Annotated in this window: 20 protein-coding genes and 1 pseudogene; 6 read left to right on the top strand and 15 right to left on the bottom strand. The window is 42.1% G+C overall.

Annotated features, from left to right (window positions below):
* The first annotated feature begins 92 nt into the window (after positions 1–92).
* The gene (locus F9Y84_RS06640) at positions 93–1,808 is read left to right on the top strand and encodes a tannase/feruloyl esterase family alpha/beta hydrolase (RefSeq protein ID WP_225740685.1); all 1,716 of its coding nucleotides are present in this window, start codon (positions 93–95) and stop codon (positions 1,806–1,808) included.
* Between the two features lie 49 nt (positions 1,809–1,857).
* Here F9Y84_RS06640 and ffh read toward each other — a convergent pair whose 3' ends face one another.
* Positions 1,858–3,237, bottom strand: a complete 1,380-nt coding sequence (ffh, locus tag F9Y84_RS06635) for a signal recognition particle protein (protein ID WP_147388844.1) — start codon at positions 3,235–3,237, stop codon at positions 1,858–1,860.
* A 208-nt stretch (positions 3,238–3,445) separates the two neighbouring features.
* On the opposite strand from ffh, the gene F9Y84_RS06630 reads away from it, so the two are divergent.
* Together F9Y84_RS06630 and F9Y84_RS06625 are read left to right on the top strand one after the other, a co-directional pair.
* Positions 3,446–4,252, top strand: a complete 807-nt coding sequence (locus F9Y84_RS06630) for a cytochrome C assembly family protein (protein ID WP_125254077.1) — start codon at positions 3,446–3,448, stop codon at positions 4,250–4,252.
* A 68-nt stretch (positions 4,253–4,320) separates the two neighbouring features.
* On the top strand, positions 4,321–5,598 hold the full coding sequence (locus F9Y84_RS06625; RefSeq protein ID WP_147388843.1) for an HlyC/CorC family transporter: 1,278 nt from the start codon (positions 4,321–4,323) through the stop codon (positions 5,596–5,598).
* 459 nt (positions 5,599–6,057) lie between these two features.
* On the opposite strand, the gene F9Y84_RS06620 is transcribed toward F9Y84_RS06625, so the two are convergent.
* From F9Y84_RS06620 to rluD, 13 genes and pseudogenes are all read right to left on the bottom strand, one after another.
* Positions 6,058–6,237 (bottom strand): hypothetical protein, encoded by a 180-nt coding sequence (locus F9Y84_RS06620; protein WP_147388842.1) that lies wholly within the window; start codon positions 6,235–6,237, stop codon positions 6,058–6,060.
* Positions 6,238–6,336: 99 nt separating this feature from the next.
* The gene (locus F9Y84_RS06615) at positions 6,337–7,209 is read right to left on the bottom strand and encodes a trypsin-like serine protease (protein WP_147388841.1); all 873 of its coding nucleotides are present in this window, start codon (positions 7,207–7,209) and stop codon (positions 6,337–6,339) included.
* A 123-nt stretch (positions 7,210–7,332) separates the two neighbouring features.
* Positions 7,333–7,650: a hypothetical protein gene (locus F9Y84_RS06610; protein ID WP_167508208.1), complete on the bottom strand. Its 318-nt coding sequence runs from the start codon at positions 7,648–7,650 to the stop codon at positions 7,333–7,335.
* 180 nt (positions 7,651–7,830) lie between these two features.
* Positions 7,831–8,007 carry a hypothetical protein gene (locus tag F9Y84_RS06605; protein WP_167508207.1) on the bottom strand — a complete coding sequence of 59 codons (177 nt, stop codon included), beginning with the start codon at positions 8,005–8,007 and terminating at the stop codon, positions 7,831–7,833.
* An 80-nt stretch (positions 8,008–8,087) separates the two neighbouring features.
* A complete protein-coding gene (locus F9Y84_RS06600) occupies positions 8,088–8,423 on the bottom strand; it encodes a hypothetical protein (RefSeq protein ID WP_128731407.1) in 336 nt (111 codons plus the stop codon).
* A 113-nt stretch (positions 8,424–8,536) separates the two neighbouring features.
* Positions 8,537–9,076: a hypothetical protein gene (locus F9Y84_RS06595; protein ID WP_128731392.1), complete on the bottom strand. Its 540-nt coding sequence runs from the start codon at positions 9,074–9,076 to the stop codon at positions 8,537–8,539.
* Positions 9,077–9,471: 395 nt separating this feature from the next.
* Positions 9,472–9,555 (bottom strand): annotated as a pseudogene (locus tag F9Y84_RS22100) (transposase); the annotation flags it as partial.
* 30 nt (positions 9,556–9,585) lie between these two features.
* Complete coding sequence (locus F9Y84_RS06585) at positions 9,586–10,194, bottom strand: transglycosylase SLT domain-containing protein (RefSeq protein ID WP_147388839.1); 609 nt, start codon at positions 10,192–10,194, stop codon at positions 9,586–9,588.
* A 116-nt stretch (positions 10,195–10,310) separates the two neighbouring features.
* Complete coding sequence (gene gshA, locus F9Y84_RS06580) at positions 10,311–11,888, bottom strand: glutamate--cysteine ligase (protein ID WP_147388838.1); 1,578 nt, start codon at positions 11,886–11,888, stop codon at positions 10,311–10,313.
* A 118-nt stretch (positions 11,889–12,006) separates the two neighbouring features.
* Positions 12,007–12,942 (bottom strand): zinc-binding dehydrogenase, encoded by a 936-nt coding sequence (locus F9Y84_RS06575; protein WP_147388837.1) that lies wholly within the window; start codon positions 12,940–12,942, stop codon positions 12,007–12,009.
* A 151-nt stretch (positions 12,943–13,093) separates the two neighbouring features.
* Positions 13,094–15,667, bottom strand: coding sequence for an ATP-dependent chaperone ClpB (gene clpB / locus F9Y84_RS06570; protein ID WP_147388836.1), 2,574 nt, complete (start codon positions 15,665–15,667; stop codon positions 13,094–13,096).
* 90 nt (positions 15,668–15,757) lie between these two features.
* On the bottom strand, positions 15,758–16,474 hold the full coding sequence (pgeF, locus tag F9Y84_RS06565; protein WP_147388835.1) for a peptidoglycan editing factor PgeF: 717 nt from the start codon (positions 16,472–16,474) through the stop codon (positions 15,758–15,760).
* A gap of 1 nt (position 16,475) precedes the next feature.
* Positions 16,476–17,453 (bottom strand): 23S rRNA pseudouridine(1911/1915/1917) synthase RluD, encoded by a 978-nt coding sequence (gene rluD, locus F9Y84_RS06560; protein WP_147388834.1) that lies wholly within the window; start codon positions 17,451–17,453, stop codon positions 16,476–16,478.
* Between the two features lie 123 nt (positions 17,454–17,576).
* On the opposite strand from rluD, the gene F9Y84_RS06555 reads away from it, so the two are divergent.
* Positions 17,577–18,341, top strand: a complete 765-nt coding sequence (locus tag F9Y84_RS06555; protein ID WP_128731386.1) for an outer membrane protein assembly factor BamD — start codon at positions 17,577–17,579, stop codon at positions 18,339–18,341.
* Positions 18,342–18,408: 67 nt separating this feature from the next.
* Here the strand turns inward: F9Y84_RS06555 and glnB are convergent, their stop codons facing one another.
* Positions 18,409–18,747, bottom strand: a complete 339-nt coding sequence (gene glnB / locus F9Y84_RS06550) for a nitrogen regulatory protein P-II (protein ID WP_010371023.1) — start codon at positions 18,745–18,747, stop codon at positions 18,409–18,411.
* Between the two features lie 137 nt (positions 18,748–18,884).
* Between glnB and F9Y84_RS06545 the strand changes: the two genes are divergently transcribed.
* Together F9Y84_RS06545 and F9Y84_RS06540 are read left to right on the top strand one after the other, a co-directional pair.
* Positions 18,885–19,421, top strand: a complete 537-nt coding sequence (locus tag F9Y84_RS06545; protein WP_225740684.1) for a GspH/FimT family pseudopilin — start codon at positions 18,885–18,887, stop codon at positions 19,419–19,421.
* Positions 19,422–19,581: 160 nt separating this feature from the next.
* The gene (locus F9Y84_RS06540; protein ID WP_128731384.1) at positions 19,582–20,088 is read left to right on the top strand and encodes a GspH/FimT family pseudopilin; all 507 of its coding nucleotides are present in this window, start codon (positions 19,582–19,584) and stop codon (positions 20,086–20,088) included.
* The last annotated feature ends 24 nt before the right edge of the window (positions 20,089–20,112 follow it).

Raw genomic sequence — 20,112 nt, 5'->3', positions numbered from 1 at the left:
CCGTCTCATTTTAGGTACAAACACAGACGGTGTGTAAGCACGGTAAAAGTCAAAACGCACTGTTATTTTTTGTTATTAAGGAAAGTAATCACATGATCCGAATAAGGATGAAAACACACCGCATAGCGCAGCGCTTCATCGGCGTAGCTCTTCTTGGTACGGCCAGTTTAACCACACTCTCAGCTTTCGCCGCAAATAATGACACAGCGACAGCCTGTAAGCTATTACGCTTTGGTGACTACTCCCAACTGGAAAATGGTAACGCGGCAACAAGTATTACTAATGCTGAATATATCCCAAGCCAAACCCTTGATGCCGATACTGAGCTTTGGACGTATAAATATAGTCGGTTATTAGGTGCCCCAATCCCCAAAGGGACAAACACGCTCCCTGCACACTGTTTAGTCGAAGGCTATGCAGCACCAACGATACGCTTTCAGCTGAGATTGCCACTGGATCAAGCTTGGAATAAACGCTTTTTACTCAATGCTTGTATGGGTTTTTGTGGCGAAGTATCAAACTACCCCACGATGGCAGGGATCATACGTAACTACGCCACCATGTCTCATGATGGCGGCCATACCGCAGCCGGATTTGATGGCTTGTGGGCTAAAAATAATGTGTCATTAAAGGAAGATTTTGCCTATCGAGCAAATCATGTGGTAGCGGTTGCGGCAAAAGCTATTATTGAACGCTTTTATGCCAAGCCTCCAACCTACTCATTTATTTCAGGTTGCTCAAAAGGAGGTCATGCAGGCATCATGGCTGCTAAGCGTTACCCTAACGACTTTGATGGGGTAATCGCCAGAGGACCAACAATTAACTACACCAAAGTCAACCTGATCAACTGTATGGATAATGCCAAAGCAATATTGGATGAAAACGACAATGCACTGCTCGACGCCAGCTACACGGATTTTATCTCACAGGCTGTCATGGCAGCTTGCGATCATAAAGATGGTTTGGTTGATGGGTTGATCAGCGATCCAAGACGCTGTGATTTTGACCCGCAAACGCTGATATGTGAAAACAACAGTTCTAGTAAGTGTCTAACACCACGTCAGGCCAATGCAATCAAAGAAATATATGCCCCTTCCTACGACCAACAGGGCAACGCCATTTATGGTGGCCTACCTTATGGCTCTGAACCGGAGTGGACAGGTTGGCTATTCCCAGAAGCACCATTTATCAAACCTTACCACTACTATGCCGCAACCGAATATTTGAAATACCTTGCGTTTCCTCAAGAGAGATATCACCAAGGCAATTGGAGAAGTTTTTCTTATAACAATGAAGTCGGCGAACTCTCGTCTATTTCAAGCTTTATGGATGCTGACCACCCTGATCTGACCGGATTTAGAAATAGCGGCGGCAAAATGATAGTACTACACGGATGGTCAGATGCGGCAATTCCTGCTTACGCAACGATTGACTGGTACAACGCAGTGATCAACTACATGGGCAAAGATAATACATACGACTTTGCGCGGCTATTTTTACCCCCTGGGCTTGTTCATTGTGGTATTGAAGGGCCAGGTGCTGAAACCTTTGATGCCATAGCTGCGTTAGAACACTGGCTAGATACTGGGGTAGCACCAGATACACTGATGACACAAAAAGAAGATACGCAAGGTAATATTATTTTCACCCGCCCAGTATATTCATATCCGCAAGAGGCGCAGTACATCGGTAGTGGTGATCCTAAAAAAGCTGAAAACTTTAAACCCTTTGTGCCCGATTTTACTAATAAATCAATATCCGTTACCTCTAACGAGTCCGGCGATATAATTGGCAAACGAGTTAGATAAAGTAAAAAGGCGAGCAGTGAGGTGCTCGCCTTTTGTAATATAAACAGTGTTAGAACTTAGGTCCACCACCACCAAACATACCTGGTGGCATCATCCCTTTCATGTTCTTCATCATCTTCATCATGCCGCCCTTACCCTTCATCTTTTTCATCATTTTTTGCATTTGGGTAAATTGCTTCAGCAGCTTGTTGATGTCTTGTACTTGTGTACCAGAACCGGCTGCAATCCGCTTCTTACGAGAACCTTTGATGATTTCAGGACGCGCGCGCTCTTTAGGTGTCATTGAGCTGATAATGGCTTCCATTTGATTAAAGGTCTTGTCATTTACTTGGCCTTTTACTGCATCGGGAAGATTTGACATGCCCGGAAGCTTGTCTAGCATCGACATCATACCGCCCATGTTTTTCATTTGACGTAGCTGCTCTGCAAAGTCTTCCAATGTGAAGCCATCGCCTTTAAAGACTTTTTCAGCCACTTTTTGAGCTTTGTCTTTATCGACTTTCATCTCTACTTCTTCGATAAGGGACAATACATCACCCATACCTAAGATCCGAGACGCAATTCTATCTGGATGGAATGGCTCAAGCGCATCCGTCCTTTCACCTACACCGATAAATTTTATAGGTTTGCCCGTAATGTGACGAATTGACAATGCTGCACCACCTCGTGCATCACCATCTGTTTTGGTTAAGATCACACCACTTAGCGGCAGCGCTTCATCAAACGCTTTTGCCGTATTTGCAGCATCCTGACCCGTCATTGAGTCGACCACAAATAAAGTCTCGATAGGATTAATTGCCGCATGTAAATCTTTGATTTCATCCATCATGTCTGCATCAACGTGCAAACGACCTGCGGTATCTACAAGTACCACATCAATAAATTTTTTCTTAGCGTGAGAAATTGCACCCGTTGCGATATCAATTGGCTTTTGTGAAATATCACTAGGGAAAAACTCGACGTTGACTTCAGCGGCTAAAGTTTCAAGCTGCTTGATAGCAGCGGGACGATAAACGTCAGCACTGACCACCAGCACAGATTTCTTTTTGCGCTCTTTTAGGAACTTAGCCAACTTACCAACACTGGTGGTTTTACCCGCACCTTGAAGGCCTGCCATCATCACAACCGCTGGCGGTTGAGCATTTAAGTTCAGCTCTTCGTTGGCTTCACCCATAGACTTTTCAAGTTCTTCACGAACAATCTTGATGAAAACCTGGCCTGGGCTCAGACTTTTTGTGACTTCAACACCAACCGCACGTTCTTTTACTTGTTTTACAAAGTCGCGCACAACTGGCAAGGCAACGTCAGCCTCAAGTAGCGCCATGCGGACTTCACGGAGTGTTTCTTTAATATTGTCTTCGGTTAATCGGCCACGGCCACTAATGTTTTTGAGCGTTTTTCCTAAACGCTCTTGGAGGTTTTCAAACATGTATCGGTTCCAAAATCTCGAAATTAACGGGCATTATACTGATATGCGAGCGACTAATACAGTATTCAAGCTGATTGTTCTGCTTTTTACGCTTTCCTTGCACTAAAATAAGAATAAGTTAATAGATTGAAATAAAACTCTATGCAAGCGAAGTGGCTTTAAATACAATAGCCGTAAAGGAAAACCAAAAAATTGAGCATTTATCTTTATGTTGATTGTTAGCTTGTCATTAATCGCCTGCCTTTTTTATTCCATGGCCACCAGTCATGTTTTGTCGCGCTTATTTGACAAACAAGGACCTAATCAAAAGAAGACTTTAATACTAAGTACCGTTGCTATTTTGACCCACATGCTCGTGTTGGTAAACTCTGTATTTACTCATCAAGGTCAAGACCTCAGCACGGTAAATGTCGCACTATTAACCTGCTGGGTTATTGTGGTTTCAGTAACCACGGTATCTTTGCGTTTTCCTGCAACCTTACTGCTTCCTGTTGTGTATGGATTTGCAGCAATTTTACTCTTAGCTAGTCTGTTTATCCCGCATCATATTATTATGGATACCATAAACGTAGATATTGGCTTAGTGCTACATATTTCATTATCGCTATTGGCATACTGCGTACTTATTATTGCTACACTCTACGCTATCCAGTTTATGTTTATCGATAAGCGTCTAAAACAAAGAGACTTGGCCATCATGACGAGCCACTTACCACCGCTTATGCAGGTAGAGAGGCAGCTTTATCAGCTATTGTTTGTGGGCACTGGACTACTTACGCTCGCTTTGGCTTCTGGTTTTTACTTTTTAGACGGCATGTTCGCCAAAGAGACTATCCATAAAACCATATTGTCTATCGTGGGCTGGCTTATCTATGTAGTAATAGCTTTTGGACATCGTGTGTTTGGATGGCGTGGTAAGCCGGTTGTTATCTCTATCATCACCGCTTCTGGTGTCGTTACGCTTGGGTACTTTGGTAGTCGCTTTATACAAGAAGTGATTTTAGGCAGGTTTTAAACTTTAACTTGACTATCGTAACTCACTAACGCTTAATACGCTTTCGTAAGTAAAAAAGGGATCCACTGTTGGAAGACATATCGACCAGCGCCTTGTTTATTATACTCGGTGTGCTCATTTTGATGTCGGCTTATTTTTCTAGTTCAGAAACCGGTATCATGTCAATCAACCGTATTCGCCTGCGACATCTTGAAAAAGAGAATCACCGTGGCGCGAAGCGTGTAAGTAACCTCCTCAACCGTCCAGACAGACTGATTGGTCTGATCCTGATCGGAAATAACCTTGTCAACATAGCCGCCGCTCAGGTCGCAACAATTATCGGATTACGCCTTTATGGCGACATGGGTATTGCTGTCGCTACTTTCGGTCTTACACTTGTGGTGCTTATTTTTGCTGAAGTCACACCAAAAACATTAGCTGCGCTATATCCAGAAAAAGTCGCATTCCCTAGCTCTGTTATTCTTAAAGTATTATTGAAAGTACTATTCCCTTTGGTTGTTGCAACCAATTGGATCACCAACGGCATGCTACGTTTGGTTGGTATCACACCACAAGAAATTGAAGAGCATAGTCTCAGTAAAGAAGAATTAAAAACCGTGGTGAATGAGTCCAGTGCAATGTTGCCTTCCAACCACCAAAATATGCTGACTTCTATTCTCGATTTAGATCATGTTACTGTGGAAGACATCATGATCCCACGAAGTGAAATCAATGCCATTGATATTAACGACGAGTGGAAAGACATTGCCCGTCAGTTAACCAATGCTCAGCACACCCGTGTACTACTTTACCGTGACCAAATTGACGATGCAGTAGGCTTTATTCATGCCAGAGATGCACTACGCCTACTGACCAAAGAACAATTTGATAAGCCATCGCTACTGCGAGCAGTGCGAGAAATCTACTATGTCCCAGAGAATACCTCGTTAAATACTCAGCTCATCAAGTTCCAAAAAGCAAAAGAACGCATCGGGCTTGTGGTTGACGAGTATGGTGATATTCAAGGCTTAGTAACGCTTGAGGATATACTTGAGGAAGTTGTGGGCGACTTTACGACAACGCAGACGCGTGCACCGAGTGAAGACGTCAACATGCAACACGACGGCACAGTAATGGTAGAAGGCAGTGTCAACATTCGTGACTTAAACAAAGAGATGGATTGGGACTTACCTACAGAAGGCCCTAAAACCCTAAGCGGCTTGATTGTCGAGCACCTCGAAGACATTCCTGATGCCCCGCTAAGCTTACGTGTCGACAACTATCGTATGGAAGTGGTTGAGATCAAAGAGAACATGATTAAGCAAGTAAAGGTCTCACTAGAGACTGAAGCAACAAAACACAGCTAATACTAAAAGGCGAACTAGTTAGCTCGCCTTATTTATACTTAGCTGTATCTGCTAGGCTTTGTTACCATACTATCAAAAGCCATTACTGCAGGGAGTCAAAAGGCCCAACCAAGGCGTAACGCTCGCAATACCAATGCCACATCACCTTAATCACTACAATGAACGCATTTAGGCTAATTCATCGCTATTTTTTGTAAAGTAACGCGTGACTAACGAGTTAACTGAGTATAGCGTGACAGTTGTGAAGGCAGAGACATGACTTGCTCTGATAATCTCTATTCAGCCACTTGTTAGAGTTCTCATGGTGTGTCAACAAGCTCTAATTCAGTGCTGTAACTGTAATGAGCATTTCAACAGTGCCGGGAAGTAAGGATCTCTTATTTTTGTGTTTCTTTCTTCCTCAGAATTACTGGTAAATTCAAATACGCTAATCCTTAAAGTCCCAGTATCAGGCAGGTCTTAATAAAATGTGCCCTGGACGCCAAACTCGTCCTCGACTTCCCAGTTCGTGAAGATTTGAAATGAAATGGCATCTCGATAGTTGACTGTTTTCATATCTTGAATTTCTAACCCATTAGCAAATGGAGTGAGAGGTACAAACAGAAGAGATAAAATACTCATACGTAGCATTTTTATCATAAAGAGAACCCTAACGCCGTTTTAAGCGGCAAGTAGTAGCTTGTTAAAGTATGAAATTAAACAGCTCAAACTGTTTCGAGTCCAACTTAAAAACCCTTGCTAGGTTTTGTTTCTGTATGCCAAGATTGTTTTATCGATCCATTGATTGTATGACGAAATCCTGACAAATACGGAAACAGCGCCATACTTTCCTCCGACATACCCCTCTAAATCACCTTCGTACTCTTGCCAGCTTGCTAATCCGATCAGCAAAGGTATGCCATTTCGTATCATAATTGCAGGACCTCCACTATCACCAGAACCAAGATTACCTTCTAGAGGAAGTGCATCATCAGCTTTATCGAACCGGAACATAAGCCAGCTTTCATTTGCTGACTCTATAATATTTTTATAATTATTGAGTGTTCTATTAGCTTGAGTTTCGTCTAGATCTGTAAACGGAGATCTTATCGTGTTTGAAATACTTTCCCAAAGAGAAGGCGCTTTAGTTGTCAATATTTCTCCCGTCAGACCTGTGCCAGTTGCTCCCCTACCAAATATCGTGACTTCCTCACCTATTTCTTTATTATCATAGTATCGAGATATAGGTTTTAAGTGTTCAACTGGTTCAGCTAATTTGAGTAGCACTATATCATCTCGACTGCTCAAAAAATCTATTAATGGCTTAGCAGCTCCTGGCCCCCAATTACCTGGATCTTCTTTGTATCCATGATGAAAGATAACCCTTTCAATTCTATTTTCTACGCCGTGCAGCATTATAGGTTTATCGTGATAATCGTAAAAGACTACATGCGCAGCAGTGACCAACCAGTATTTATCAATAAGAACAGCAGCTCCTTCATGCGGCATATCAATAAAAAAATCAGGGATCTTTTTAACTTCATACATTTCTGGCTGAACATCATGTCGTTTAACAACTGCAGGGCAAGCGAATGAAATTATAAGGAATGTAATAGTAAGTATTTTAATCATGCTTATTCCTTTGAGTAAGTACTGACGCGTTAATAAATGGCGTAAAATAGCTGGCTTTACAACGCAAAGAGTGAGCGCAAGCCTACGGTTTTACGTCCACTTTTTAATTAACTTTTTATATTCCTAATATTCTTCGCCTTCATCACCAATGACTTTTGCACTAAGTAGCTGAGCTAGTTTTTTAGCTTTTTTAATTTGAGCCTTATCGCTACCGAAGGTGATACTGCCATTAGTATAACTAAAGTTGTACTTTCTTCTTAATATTGGGCTCGTCCAGATGCAACTGTTTGGTGTTTGAATTTCAATAGCTTCTCCCGTCTGTGGGTTCGTGGTTATAGCAACATGCTGAACCGTTAACGATGAGTCACTTTCACAAATTGCGAGCCATTCGGTCTCAGAGATTTGGTTTTCACGCTCAATATGTAAGGTATAAGACGCCACAACATTCCAACTTGTTAAAATGTAAGGACAACTAAAAGCTTGAGTATATTTGCCTAGAAACATGACATCCTGTTACGGGGCTGATAATGTTTGACTAAAATGTGTAGCGAGGCGAACCCGAACCAAATGCTAGCAGTCTCACTTGAACAGCTCGTTATGTCATACTTAGCCACGAGTTAATTAAGCGAATAAATTTTTCAGCCAGTCAAAAGTAAGTGCGGTGGTAAACACTTTTAAAGCGATTAAACCAATAAAAACAAATACGAGACCAACCTTAATTGCTTTGCTGTCAATCTTATTCCAAAACAATAATTTAGCTTTTGCCTCATTTTTTAATTCATTCATAGCTGCTTTCATAAAGCTCCTTTTTATTTAATCTTATATTAATTTCTGAGCTTATTTTCCGTACAACATAACCCTTGCTGTAAACGGCTTTGTTAACTGTACTTTACCAGAACTTCTTTAGCAAACCGATAAAAACAAACTGCGGCTAATAGTGTGAAAATGGAGGGTATAAGAAATACCGAAACCTCAATTAAGCCAAGCTCTTCAGAATTCTCTACAATTGAGCTCGCTACAAACGAAGAGAAAATTGTAGCAACAATAGAGATTTTAACTCCTTTGGCATGCTTACTTTTTGTAACTTTATCGAGCTTAACAAATGCGAAGAGTACTATGAAAAGAGCAATTAAATAAGTAAAAGTATCTACTATCATCACTGCAAACTCAGCCAGTGATATCCCATACATATTTTTGATAATTTCTACGAACATTTCCACTACTCGGTTTTCCTTGTACAGCTAACGCTAAGATAAGCGGAAAAATACAGTTCGACTAAACTGCCCGGAGCGCTAGTCAACTGTAATTTTTCCGTTTGAGCACCTTATTAGCTTTCTTGCATTAATTTTGAAAATTCAGGGTGATTGACTGTTGCTTTAATTAAATCTTGTACTGCTGGGGATAAGGCATCTGCTGTAGCATTACACGCAGTGATTGCGTCAAAACCACTCTTAAATGAATATTTATTATTAACAGTTAAATTAGTTCCATTCGTTGATTTCAATTTGAGACCAATTTCCCAATACCCACTGGTTAAACCTGAAATTGATGAAAATTCAATTTTTGTAATATCACCCGTAATTTTAACATTATCTTTTGAATATTTATCAGCCATCTTCAATTCATCATTGAAAGCTTTAGTAATAAATTGCGGAATCGATAAACCATCCGCAGGTTCAATTGGCCCCATTAGACGACAATTTGAACTAAATTTTGCAGGTTGATTTAATGATGCAAATTCGCCTTTAATCTCCGTTAGACTTTTTAAAGTTTGAATATTATCTACAGAAACAGCGTAGCGTGGCGGTTGCATTGTTGAACACGCACTTAATGCTAAAATACTTGCTGCTAATACTACTTTTTTCATTTTTCTGCCTTTTTGTTTTTCGAATGTATGATTAGAACCCGATTGAAAACAACGCCCCTAAAAGCGGCGGTTAATAGTTGGCTAAAGCTGGCGGCGAAGGAGCGCGAGCCTGCTGTTTTGTGTCCTTGGCTTTACGGCATTGTTAACTTTTTGTTTTTGCGACATATTCTTTAATATCAAAAGTTTCAAATTTCTGTTGAATATGTTGCTCATCAGAATACTTATCAATGTAATTTGCACATAATATTAAGCTAACTGGGCGTAATATTATACTTTAAATCTATAGGAAGTAATATTTATAACGTCTGGATCATTAGGAATTGTGTAAAAAGCAAGATAACTTTTAGGGTTATCAAAGTGAAATAGAAATGATAGCCTTTTTCTATCTCACTTCATTGAACCTTATCGAGCGTACCGGCAGGGATTAAACAATATAAGTGAATATGCTGACTTAAATTTTGCCTCCAAGTATGCACTATCACCTTTTCTAAAATAAAGAAAACACGCCTCTAAGAAAATAGCCTTTCGAACCAATTCTTATCCAAATCATCTTCACAGCGTTTTAGCTGAACGGCGTATCTTGCCGCGCGATGTTTCACTTTATTAGCGACCTGCATGAGCCATTTTTTCTTTTTATAGGTGCCACGGCGATAGCCACCCCAACCTTCATGGTAATTTAAATATTGCGCATAAGCATCCCACTTAGACACACCATTTACTTTATTGGTTTTGTAAACGAACCAAGCCATGAAATCGATAGCATCGTCGAAGTCATCACGGTCTGCCCCAGAATTACCCGTTTCTCTAATATAGTCTGACCAGGTGGGAGTTTTGGCCTGAGAATAGCCATAAGCTGAGCTGGCACGGCCAATGGGAATAAACCAAAGGAAATATTCCATCGGAGGTGCAGCATCATGACGAAAAGAGCTTTCCTGAAACATCATGCTCATCAGAACATGTTTGGGCGATCCCCATTTTTCTTGGGCGTCTCGAGCGTCATAGTACCAATCTTCTTTTTCCTCAAAAATCTTGCAAATATCATGAGGTTGCTTTGGTGGTGCAGTCGCACATCCAGATAAAACAGCAATAAGACCAACTAAAATTAATTTTTTTTGCATTTTTTTCGAAACCTAATGAACTTTAACAATTTGCATTGGTCTGAACTTATGAATGCAGCAGTTTAGCATTGTTTCATCCCTGAAATTTATTTGCGCAGCCCTATGGCTGCGCTTTTTTATGCTCGAGAAAAATAATCATCTAAGAAACTGGTAAAATCAACTGTATCACCAGCTCTTACTGCTTCTTCATCCTCAAATGATTGCTGCGCAAATGCTGCAAGTTCCGCTTCATCATAGTAACCATATTCTACGTCTTGATGCAGCTGCTTATAGTTGTTTGCAAGCTCAAGTCCCATTGACCCCTGTTCAAGGGTTCGGTTTTGTAATTGCGATAGCAACTGTCCTGAAAAGGTCAGTGCAGGTGCCTCTATCGCGCGCGATAGCTTTTCAATCACTTCTACGTAAACAGATTTACCACTATTAGAATCTAACATCCGTGCGACACGACCTAAATCAGCGAAGATCTCTGACCCCCACTGCTTTACTGTGACTGGTACACCTTCCCTTTCCAATTCAAGCTCAGTACAGCGCCCTTGGTTTACTACCTGACGTAAGTTTTTACCTGCTAATTTTTGCGCATCAAAGGTCAACTCAGCACTTGGCTTTAATAAGCAGTAAGTTAAGAAGACATCCAAGAAATGAATTTGTTCAAGGCTAATACCGGTATGTTCAAATGGGTTAACATCTAAGGCACGGATTTCGATGTACTCAATGCCACCACGTTCTAGTGCCTGAGTTGGCGTTTCACCCGATTTCGCATTACGCTTCGGTCTAATTGGCGAGTAGAATTCGTTTTCTATTTGTAGAATATTACGATTTAACTGCTTTGGCTCTGCTGCACGGTAGTCTGGGATCTCATGATATAAATCAGAGCGACATCTAATCGCTTCTCTAAGTCCAGCGATATACTCATCCAAGTCGTTATACATCACTTTCAGCGAGCTTTGCGCGCTATTGGTATAACCTAAATCACCTAATCTCAACGCAGTACCATATTCTAAGTAAATAGCACCGTTTTCTAGTGTCTTAAATGGTAGGTCGCTTTTCTTACCTTGCAAAAATGATGGGCACAGCGCCGGTGAAGCACCAAAGAGATAACTGATCAGCCACATTTCACGCTTAAAGTTGCGAATTAAGCCTAAATACTGTTGTGAGATAAACGTTTGCTGAGCTTGTTTATCTTCTGATATGGATTGCAGGCTTTGCCATACTTGCTCGGGAAAAGAGATATTAAAATGCACCCCGGCAATGGCCTGCATCATACTACCATAGCGGTTTTTTAACCCTTCACGATACAGCGTTTTCATCTTCCCAATGTTGGAAGTACCAAACTGCGCCAATACAATATCTTCTTCATCTTCAATGAAGCATGGCATAGATAAAGGCCATAATAACTCATCGCCCATATTGGCTAGCGTAAATTTCTGTAAATCAGACAACTGCGCTAGCGTCTCTTCAGGATTTTCACTGACTGGAGTAATGAACTCTAATAAGGATTCAGAGAAATCCGTGGTAATGTAACCATTAGTTAGAGCATGGCCAGTCTTTTCTGGATGTGGAGTTTTTGCTATCTTTCCTGACCCTTGGATCCTCAAGGCCTCTCTCTCGATACCTCTTTTGATACCCTTAAAAGCGCCGCGATGTACACCGCCAGACAACAAATCCAGCTTAGTGTTTAAGTCTAATTGTTTCAAAAATTCTTCCTCGAACCTACAGGCCAATTTCAAGTTTATGGGGTCGAAATTAGTTTATACCAAGGGTGTTGATAAAAAGAGTGAGGCTCACTGTCCATCACTGCCTATCTCACCACGGTCAGGCTTTAATAATAACTTTACCGACATATTGCGCATTTTCCATATAAGCATGCGCAAGCGCAATGTCTGCCAGATCAAAATAATGACTCACATTGATGTTGATTTTGCCAGCTTGGTACGCCTGATACAAATATTTCAGGTCATCTAAATCAGGCGCAACCAACATTCCCTGTGCCGTTATCCCTTTTATCGTGGCTTGCTCACAAATAAGTGCCTTGGTCACACTGGGGACTGTAACTAATTGTGAGCCACTGCGAAGTGCATTCAAACACTGTAGTGCTATTTCACCACCAATCAAATCTAATAGGTCGCATTCAACATCACACTGATAAAATTCATCGTAACTAATCGCGGTAACATTTAGCTGAGCCAATAGTGGGTGTTCTGCACGAGTGGACACAGCAACTACGTTACGTCCTTGAAGTTGTGCTAATTGAATAGCTAAGTGGCCCCCCCCCCCAGTAGGTGCCAAAACATATAAAGGACGCTCGTACTGGGAAAATTTATCAAGGGCTTGCTTTGCAGTTAAGCCTGCTAAACATAGACCAGAGATCGCTAGACTTTCTTGCGCTGAAACCGCTAATAATTCAGTTTCATTGGCAACCACATAATCACTGTAGGTACCAGGGTTGTTTGCAAAACCAACCATGCCTATAACATGTTGACCCACTTGAAGTTGTGTACCAGAGTCAGATACTCCCACCACTTCGCCAAATAAGTCATACCCCAAAGGTAGAAAGGTACCTGCCTCTTTTTGTTCTGCAACATAGCCTAAGCCTTGTCTTGTTTTAAGCTCGATTGGGTTAACACTGGTGCTGAGTACCCTCACCACTACCTGCCCGTTGTTAAGGGCTAGCAAAGTACGAGTGAGCGGACATAATTGGCTGCTATCACCAAACTCATAAACACCGTAAGTAGTTGACTCATTTATCATAAGAGATTCAGTTTTAGAGAGAGCTTGTTGTTTTTTAGAATACGCGAAAGAAGACGCAATTTACAACAATGAAAAACGCGCTTGCCTTACTCCAGCAAGCGCGTTTGTATACTGTTAGTGGTGGATAGTTTATGCTTTATCCAAATCTCGGTTAATGATTAAAAACGATTTGGTCATCCACTACATCGACTTTGATAGTATCTCCTGTCACAAATTTACCTTGTAATAAATCCTGTGCCAGCGGGTTTTCAATGTACTGTTGTACAGCACGTTTTAATGGCCGCGCACCATAGACTGGATCAAAACCACTTGCAGCAATTTTATCAAGCGCAGCGTCACTTAGTTCAAGCACAAAACCTCTTTGCGTTAAGCGCTGGCTTAATCGCGCTAATTGGATACTCGCTATCTCTTTAATATGCTCATTAACTAACGGGTGGAACACAACGGTTTCATCAATCCGGTTAATAAACTCCGGTCTAAATTGATTTGCCAACACTGCCATCACCCGCTCTTTAAGTGCGGCGTAATCATTACTACCGGCCTGCTCTTGAATTACATCTGAGCCTAAGTTTGAAGTCATGATGATCACTGAGTTTTTAAAGTCTACCGTACGCCCTTGTCCGTCAGTTAAGCGACCATCATCCAAGACTTGCAGTAAGATGTTAAACACATCAGGGTGAGCTTTTTCTACTTCATCAAGTAACACCACCGAGTACGGACGGCGACGCACCGCTTCAGTTAAATATCCACCTTCTTCATAACCAACGTAACCCGGAGGCGCACCTACCAACCTTGCCACCGAATGCTTTTCCATAAATTCAGACATATCAATCCGCACCATGGCATCTTCGGTATCAAACATAAAGTTGGCTAATGCTTTGGTTAGCTCCGTTTTACCAACACCAGTTGGGCCTAAAAATAAAAACGAACCAATTGGACGATTAGGATCAGCAAGCCCAGCTCGAGAGCGGCGGATAGCATTGGCAACCGCATTCACCGCTTCATCTTGACCAATGACCTTTTTGTGCAGTTCATCTTCCATTTGGAGTAATTTTTCACGTTCACCTTGAAGCATTTTAGCCACTGGGATCCCTGTCCAGCGAGAGAGAATTTCTGCAATTTCATCTTCGCCAACCTGATTTTTCAGTAGACTCATTTCTTGCATCTCTGCTTGGGATGCCAAGTCAAGCTTACGCTCTAGTTCAGGAATACGGCCATATTGCAGCTCAGACATACGTTGTAAATCACTTGCACGGCGCGCGACTTCTAAATCTAACCGCGCTTGTTCCAGCTCTGCTTTGATCACTTGTGTACCCTGAAGCGAGGCTTTTTCAGCGTTCCATACTTCGTCTAGCTCACGATACTCCATTTCTAATTCATTGATGAGTGCTTGCATCTCGGTTCGACGCTTTTGGCTGGCTTCATCTTTTTCTTTGGCCAGTGCACTGTCTTCCAACTTCAGTTGAATAATACGACGTTCAAGTCTATCTAATTGCTCCGGCTTTGAGTCTATTTGCAGTCGAATTGATGAACCGGCTTCATCAATTAAGTCAATGGCTTTATCTGGAAGCTGTCTATCCGTAATATAACGGTGTGACAGGTTCGCCGCAGCTACGATCGCCGGATCAGTAATATCGACTGAATGATGAAGTTCGTAGCGCTCTTTTAAGCCACGGAGTATGGCAATAGTGTCTTCAACGGTTGGCTCTGCGACAAATACCTTTTGGAAGCGGCGCTCAAGTGCAGCATCTTTTTCAATATATTGTCGATACTCGTCGAGCGTCGTGGCTCCGACGCAGTGGAGCTCTCCACGCGCAAGTGCAGGTTTGAGCATATTGCCAGCATCCATTGCACCATCGGTTTTTCCGGCCCCAACCATAGTGTGAATTTCGTCAATAAACAGAATAACTTGCCCCTCTTCTTTGGCAAGCTCGTTTAACACCGACTTTAAACGCTCTTCAAATTCGCCACGGTATTTAGCACCAGCGACTAGCGCCCCCATATCCAGTGATAGTACACGCTTATTTTTCAGCCCTTCTGGCACCTCACCGTTGATAATACGTTGTGCAAGTCCCTCAACGATAGCGGTCTTACCAACACCCGGTTCACCGATAAGTACAGGGTTATTTTTAGTACGGCGCTGTAGCACCTGAATGGTGCGACGAATTTCATCATCGCGACCAATTACCGGGTCTAGTTTACCTTGTTCGGCTCGCTCAGTAAGGTCAACGGTGAATTTCTCAAGTGCTTGACGTGTATCTTCTGCATTGGGATCGTCAACCTTCTGCCCGCCTCGGATCGCTTTAATCGCTTGCTCGATTTTTGCTTGGGTAATATTCAAAGTTTTGAAAATTTCACCCAAAGCTCCTTTGTCTTCAACTGCCGCAAAAACAAAAAGCTCACTAGAAATATATTTATCTTTGCGTTTTTGAGCGTATTTATCACATAGATTGATAAGTGAAATCAGGTTATTCGAAAGCTGGACATCTCCACCTACGCCTTCAACCTTAAATAGTTTTTCAATGGCTTGAGATAGCTTGGTATTGAGTTCATCAGCGCTTACACCTGCTTGCGCCAATAACGCTCGTACACTTGAGCCACTTTGCTGTAGCAGAGCGTACATTAAATGAACAGGTTCAATAAATTGATGGTCACGCCCAAGCGCGAGTGATTGCGCGTCAGAAAGCGCAGCTTGAAATTTGCTTGTAAATCTATCTAAACGCATGATTTATTTACCCATATAAAATATTGAATTACCTTATTTATGGGTATTAGTGGAGCGAAGATCAAGCGTTAAAGTAATAATTTAACCTGATTATTTGCGCCAAATCAAAGTCGCCATACGGCCTGTTATGTTGTCTCTACGATAAGAAAAGTACAGCTCAGGCAAACTGACTGTACAGTGTCTCTCACCGTAGCATTTTATAACACCTTGTTGGCGCAATAGTGTTTCAGCAAGCGCAAAAATATTACCAAGGTACTTACCCTTTTTTGTAGCTTTAAAGGCCGTACTTTTTTGTGCTTCGAACGCATCTACTACATCTTCACCCACTTCAAAAGCATCAGGTCCTATTGCAGGGCCAAACCATGCGTGAATTTCTTCAGGGGCACAACGAAACTTAGCAAGTGTATTTGCAATAATACCAGCAGCGAGCGGCTTCCAGCCACCATGGATAGCTGCTACTTCTTCGCCACTTTCTGATGCCAACAAGATCGGCAAACAGTCTGCCGTCATGATAGCTAGAGGCGTTTGCCGTAAGCGCGTATAGATTGCATCTGCTTGATGGACTTGCGCCGCCTCAAACTGCTCATCAACCACCACAACCTCAGCGCCATGGACTTGTTCAAGCCAAACAATGGGGTTGGCAACGTAACCATGCAAAATTCGACGGTTTTCTGCAACATGTTCGGCATTATCGCCAACATGAGAGGCAAGATTAAAACTGTCGAAAGGCGGTAGAGAAACACCACCTTCGCGCGTTGTCGATAGTGTCCCAACAAGTTGAGAAAGTGGCCACTGAGCTAGCTGCATCTTACAGCGTCAAGTCTGGGTTTTCTTTGGTGTCCTCTCTTAGCGCCGTCACCAGATTTACCATATCTTCAGGCACTGGCGCTTCCCATGTCATCATCTCACCCGTAATTGGGTGAGCGATACTCAACTTTATCGCATGTAGCGCCTGACGTTTAAATGCTCTTAACTGCTCTGTAAGTCCTTGAGTGGCATTTCTCGGTGGGCGAGGACGGCCACCGTACAACTGATCGCCAATCAGTGGATGGTTTAAATATGCCATATGCACGCGAATTTGGTGCGTTCTACCCGTTTCTAGTCGCAGACGAAGCCGAGTATGTGCACGGAATTTTTCTGCAACACGGTAGTGCGTAATAGCAGGTTTACCCATTTCATGTACCGCCATATGCGTACGTTTTGTAGCGTGGCGCCCTATTGGCTTTTCAATCATGCCACCAGCTGTCATGGTGCCGTTACAAATTGCTTCATACTCACGGGTGAAGTTTTCACGCGCCTGTAAGTTTTTTACTAAATGTGTTTGCGCTTGGATGGTTTTCGCCACAACCATTAGACCGGTCGTGTCTTTATCAAGACGGTGAACTATACCAGCACGAGGCACGTTAATGATTTCTGGGTGATGGTGTAGCAGAGCATTTAACACTGTGCCATCTGGGTTACCAGCACCAGGATGAACGACCAACCCCATCGGCTTATTTATCACCAGAATATCATCATCTTCATAGACGATGTCTAGGTCTATATCTTGCGCTTCGTATTCACGCTGGGCTTCAATTACCGTTTCAATGGCGACGCTTTCACCACCTAATAACTTTTCACGAGGCGTGTTGAAAACTTCACCATCGACGGTGACCTTATCTTCAAGGATCCAAGTTTTTATTCTTGAACGAGAAAAATCCGGGAACAATTGCGCCAATATTTGGTCTAGACGTTTACCACCGAGTTCGACTGGAACCTCCGCTTGGAGGGAAATTTGCTCTGACATCTGAAACTTTACCTAATTTACCAGTGCAAGCCGTGCTCGACTGGGTTAGAATCGTATAAATGCATAGTTTACTCGGTTTTGCCGAGTTGGCCTAGCCGAAGAAAACAAAGGTAGTAAAATAAAATGATTAAAAACTTAAGGACACACGCCTTTAGGCTGGCGTTAGCCGCGTCTGTTTTAGGTTTGGCAGCCTGTTCATCCGCACCAGAACAAGAAGATATAGAACGCGTACCAAACAAATCTGCACAAGCACTGTATGAAGATGCAAAGCAAACTTTAGATTCAGGTCTTTATGCACGCGCCATTGAGTTACTTGGCGCAATTAACGCAAGATACCCTTTTGGGCCATATGCAAGACAAGTTCAAATGGACTTAGTTTATGCTTATTACCAAACAGGTAACACAGATCAAGCACTAGCGACAATTGACCGCTTTATCCGTTTAAATCCAAACCATAAAGATCTTGATTACATGTACTACATGCGCGGTCTTGTAAGCATCAAAGCTGATGAAAACGCATTTCAGGAGTACTTTGGAGTGGATAGGGCTGACAGAGACGCAAATCGTACTCGTGTAGCATTTCAAGATTTAACCACACTCGTTAAAAACTATCCCAACAGTCCTTATGCACCAGAAGCCAAAAAGCGCATCGTCTGGCTATTAAACAAAATGGCGCGTTATGAATTAAAAGTAGCTGAATATTACTTTGAACGTGAAGCGTACCTTGCAGCAGCTAATCGAGGTAAATATGTTGTGGAACACTACTCTCAAAGTAGTTACCTAAAACAAGCTTTTGATATTATGGAAAAGAGTTACCGTAAATTGGGGTTACAGGATCTTGCAGAAAACGTAAAAAAAGCAAAATCAGCTAACCCACGCAGTAAATAGATATACTAGTCAGTCGCGACTACATACTGGTCGCGACTGACTACACTACAATAGCCGACTCACTGGCTTAAATCGCTTCTTCGTCTTCTTCACCGGTACGGATCCGCACCACACGCTCAACATCAGTCACAAATATTTTGCCATCGCCAATTTTGCCTGTTTGTGCTGTTTTCAAGATCACTTCAATGGCTCTATCAACATCTTCGTCTGCCGTGACTATATCAAGTTTTACCTTGGGCAAAAAATCTACCATATACTCGGCACCACGATACAACTCAGTATGGCCTTTTTGACGACCGAAGCCCTTTACTTCACACACTGTCATCCCCGTGATCCCCACATCCGAAAGCGCCTCTCGGACATCATCTAGTTTGAACGGTTTAATTATTGCTTCTATTTTCTTCATGACTATCTCGATTCCTTTGGTATAGCGTCGATTTTAGACAATACACCTGTTCAAGGCAAACAAAGACATTGAAAGTTGAGGTGATTTCACGCAATAATACTAATATTAAATTATTAATTTTTGGTTGTGAGGCAGTAATGAAACAATCAGCGGGATTCAACCTGTTAGAACTTATGATAACAATTGCCATTTTAGCAATTGTATTAGCTGTTTCATTTAGCTTTGATGGCAACCTGTTGCAACGTGACCGCGCGCAATCTTTTTTACAGGAGTTACAGCGAAATATTGCCTTTGCTCGCGTCAAAGCTACAGCGTCTGATGAGATTGTCATTCTATGCCCAGCTCCCCCTGAAAGTATACAAAACCGGGCTCCGTTCGCTTGTGCAGATGATTGGGCAACAAACCGAATTTCCGTTTTTGTCGATAGGAATAATGACGGCCAATTTAACAATAATGATACGCTTCACAGAGTAATGGAAGTCGTAAATACCAGTGATAATATGGTATTTTCTGGCGATAATCGCCTAAGATTTGACTCTAGTGGGCTACTTAGTGGCGCAGCTACTGGTAATTTCACCTATTGTCCGGGCAGTGAAGATAACAATCAACAACTTAGTGTGTCTCAAGCTGGCACAGCACTCTATAGAGGCGATACTGAGGATCAGTGTAATTAACCTGATTTCGGAATAAACAGTGAGTTAATCAACTAACGTAACCAGGCAGCCTATTTTCTGTTTAGACATCATGTCAGTTAACTTGAAAGCTTTTCACTTTCCTTGTTTTTAGCCATAGTGACGCTACGCTCCTTTATATGATCATTTCGAGGCAAAGGATATGCGTCGTCAATTTGGTTTCTCACTTTTAGAAAGCTTAGTTTGCATCACCATTATTCTTATTGTTAGCGCGTTGACGCTACCATTTCTTAGTTCGTCGTTACGCGCTAACAATGCTGAATTTAAGTTAGAGGCATTAAGGCGTGCAATTAACTTTGCTCGTATTAAAGCTGTTGCTAATGATGCGACTGTCACACTTTGCCCCTTAAACAAAGACCGTTGCGACAAACGTGATTGGCATAAGTCTATTACGATATTTGTAGACTATTACCCTGTAGGTATTTTTACAGGTAAAGACGTTAAGTTAAGTGTATTTGACTCAACAGCGCGTGGAGATACATTAGTTTATCCTCGCCATGCTGTGGTATTTCGCCGTTTTGGCCACCTTGCAGGGTTATATAATGGTACGTTTATTTACTGCAATAGTAGCAATACATCAGGACTTGCACTATCAGTTAGTTACACTGGACGTAGTACACTTAAAGATACTGAGAAGTGTAATCAATGAGGGAGTGACATCTCCCTCATGATG

Source organism: Pseudoalteromonas peptidolytica (genome assembly GCF_012641745.1).
GTDB classification, from domain to species: Bacteria; Pseudomonadota; Gammaproteobacteria; order Enterobacterales; family Alteromonadaceae; genus Pseudoalteromonas; species Pseudoalteromonas peptidolytica.
The sequence above is the reverse complement of the archived record's forward strand: the minus strand, read 5'-3'. Positions and strand labels throughout refer to the sequence as shown.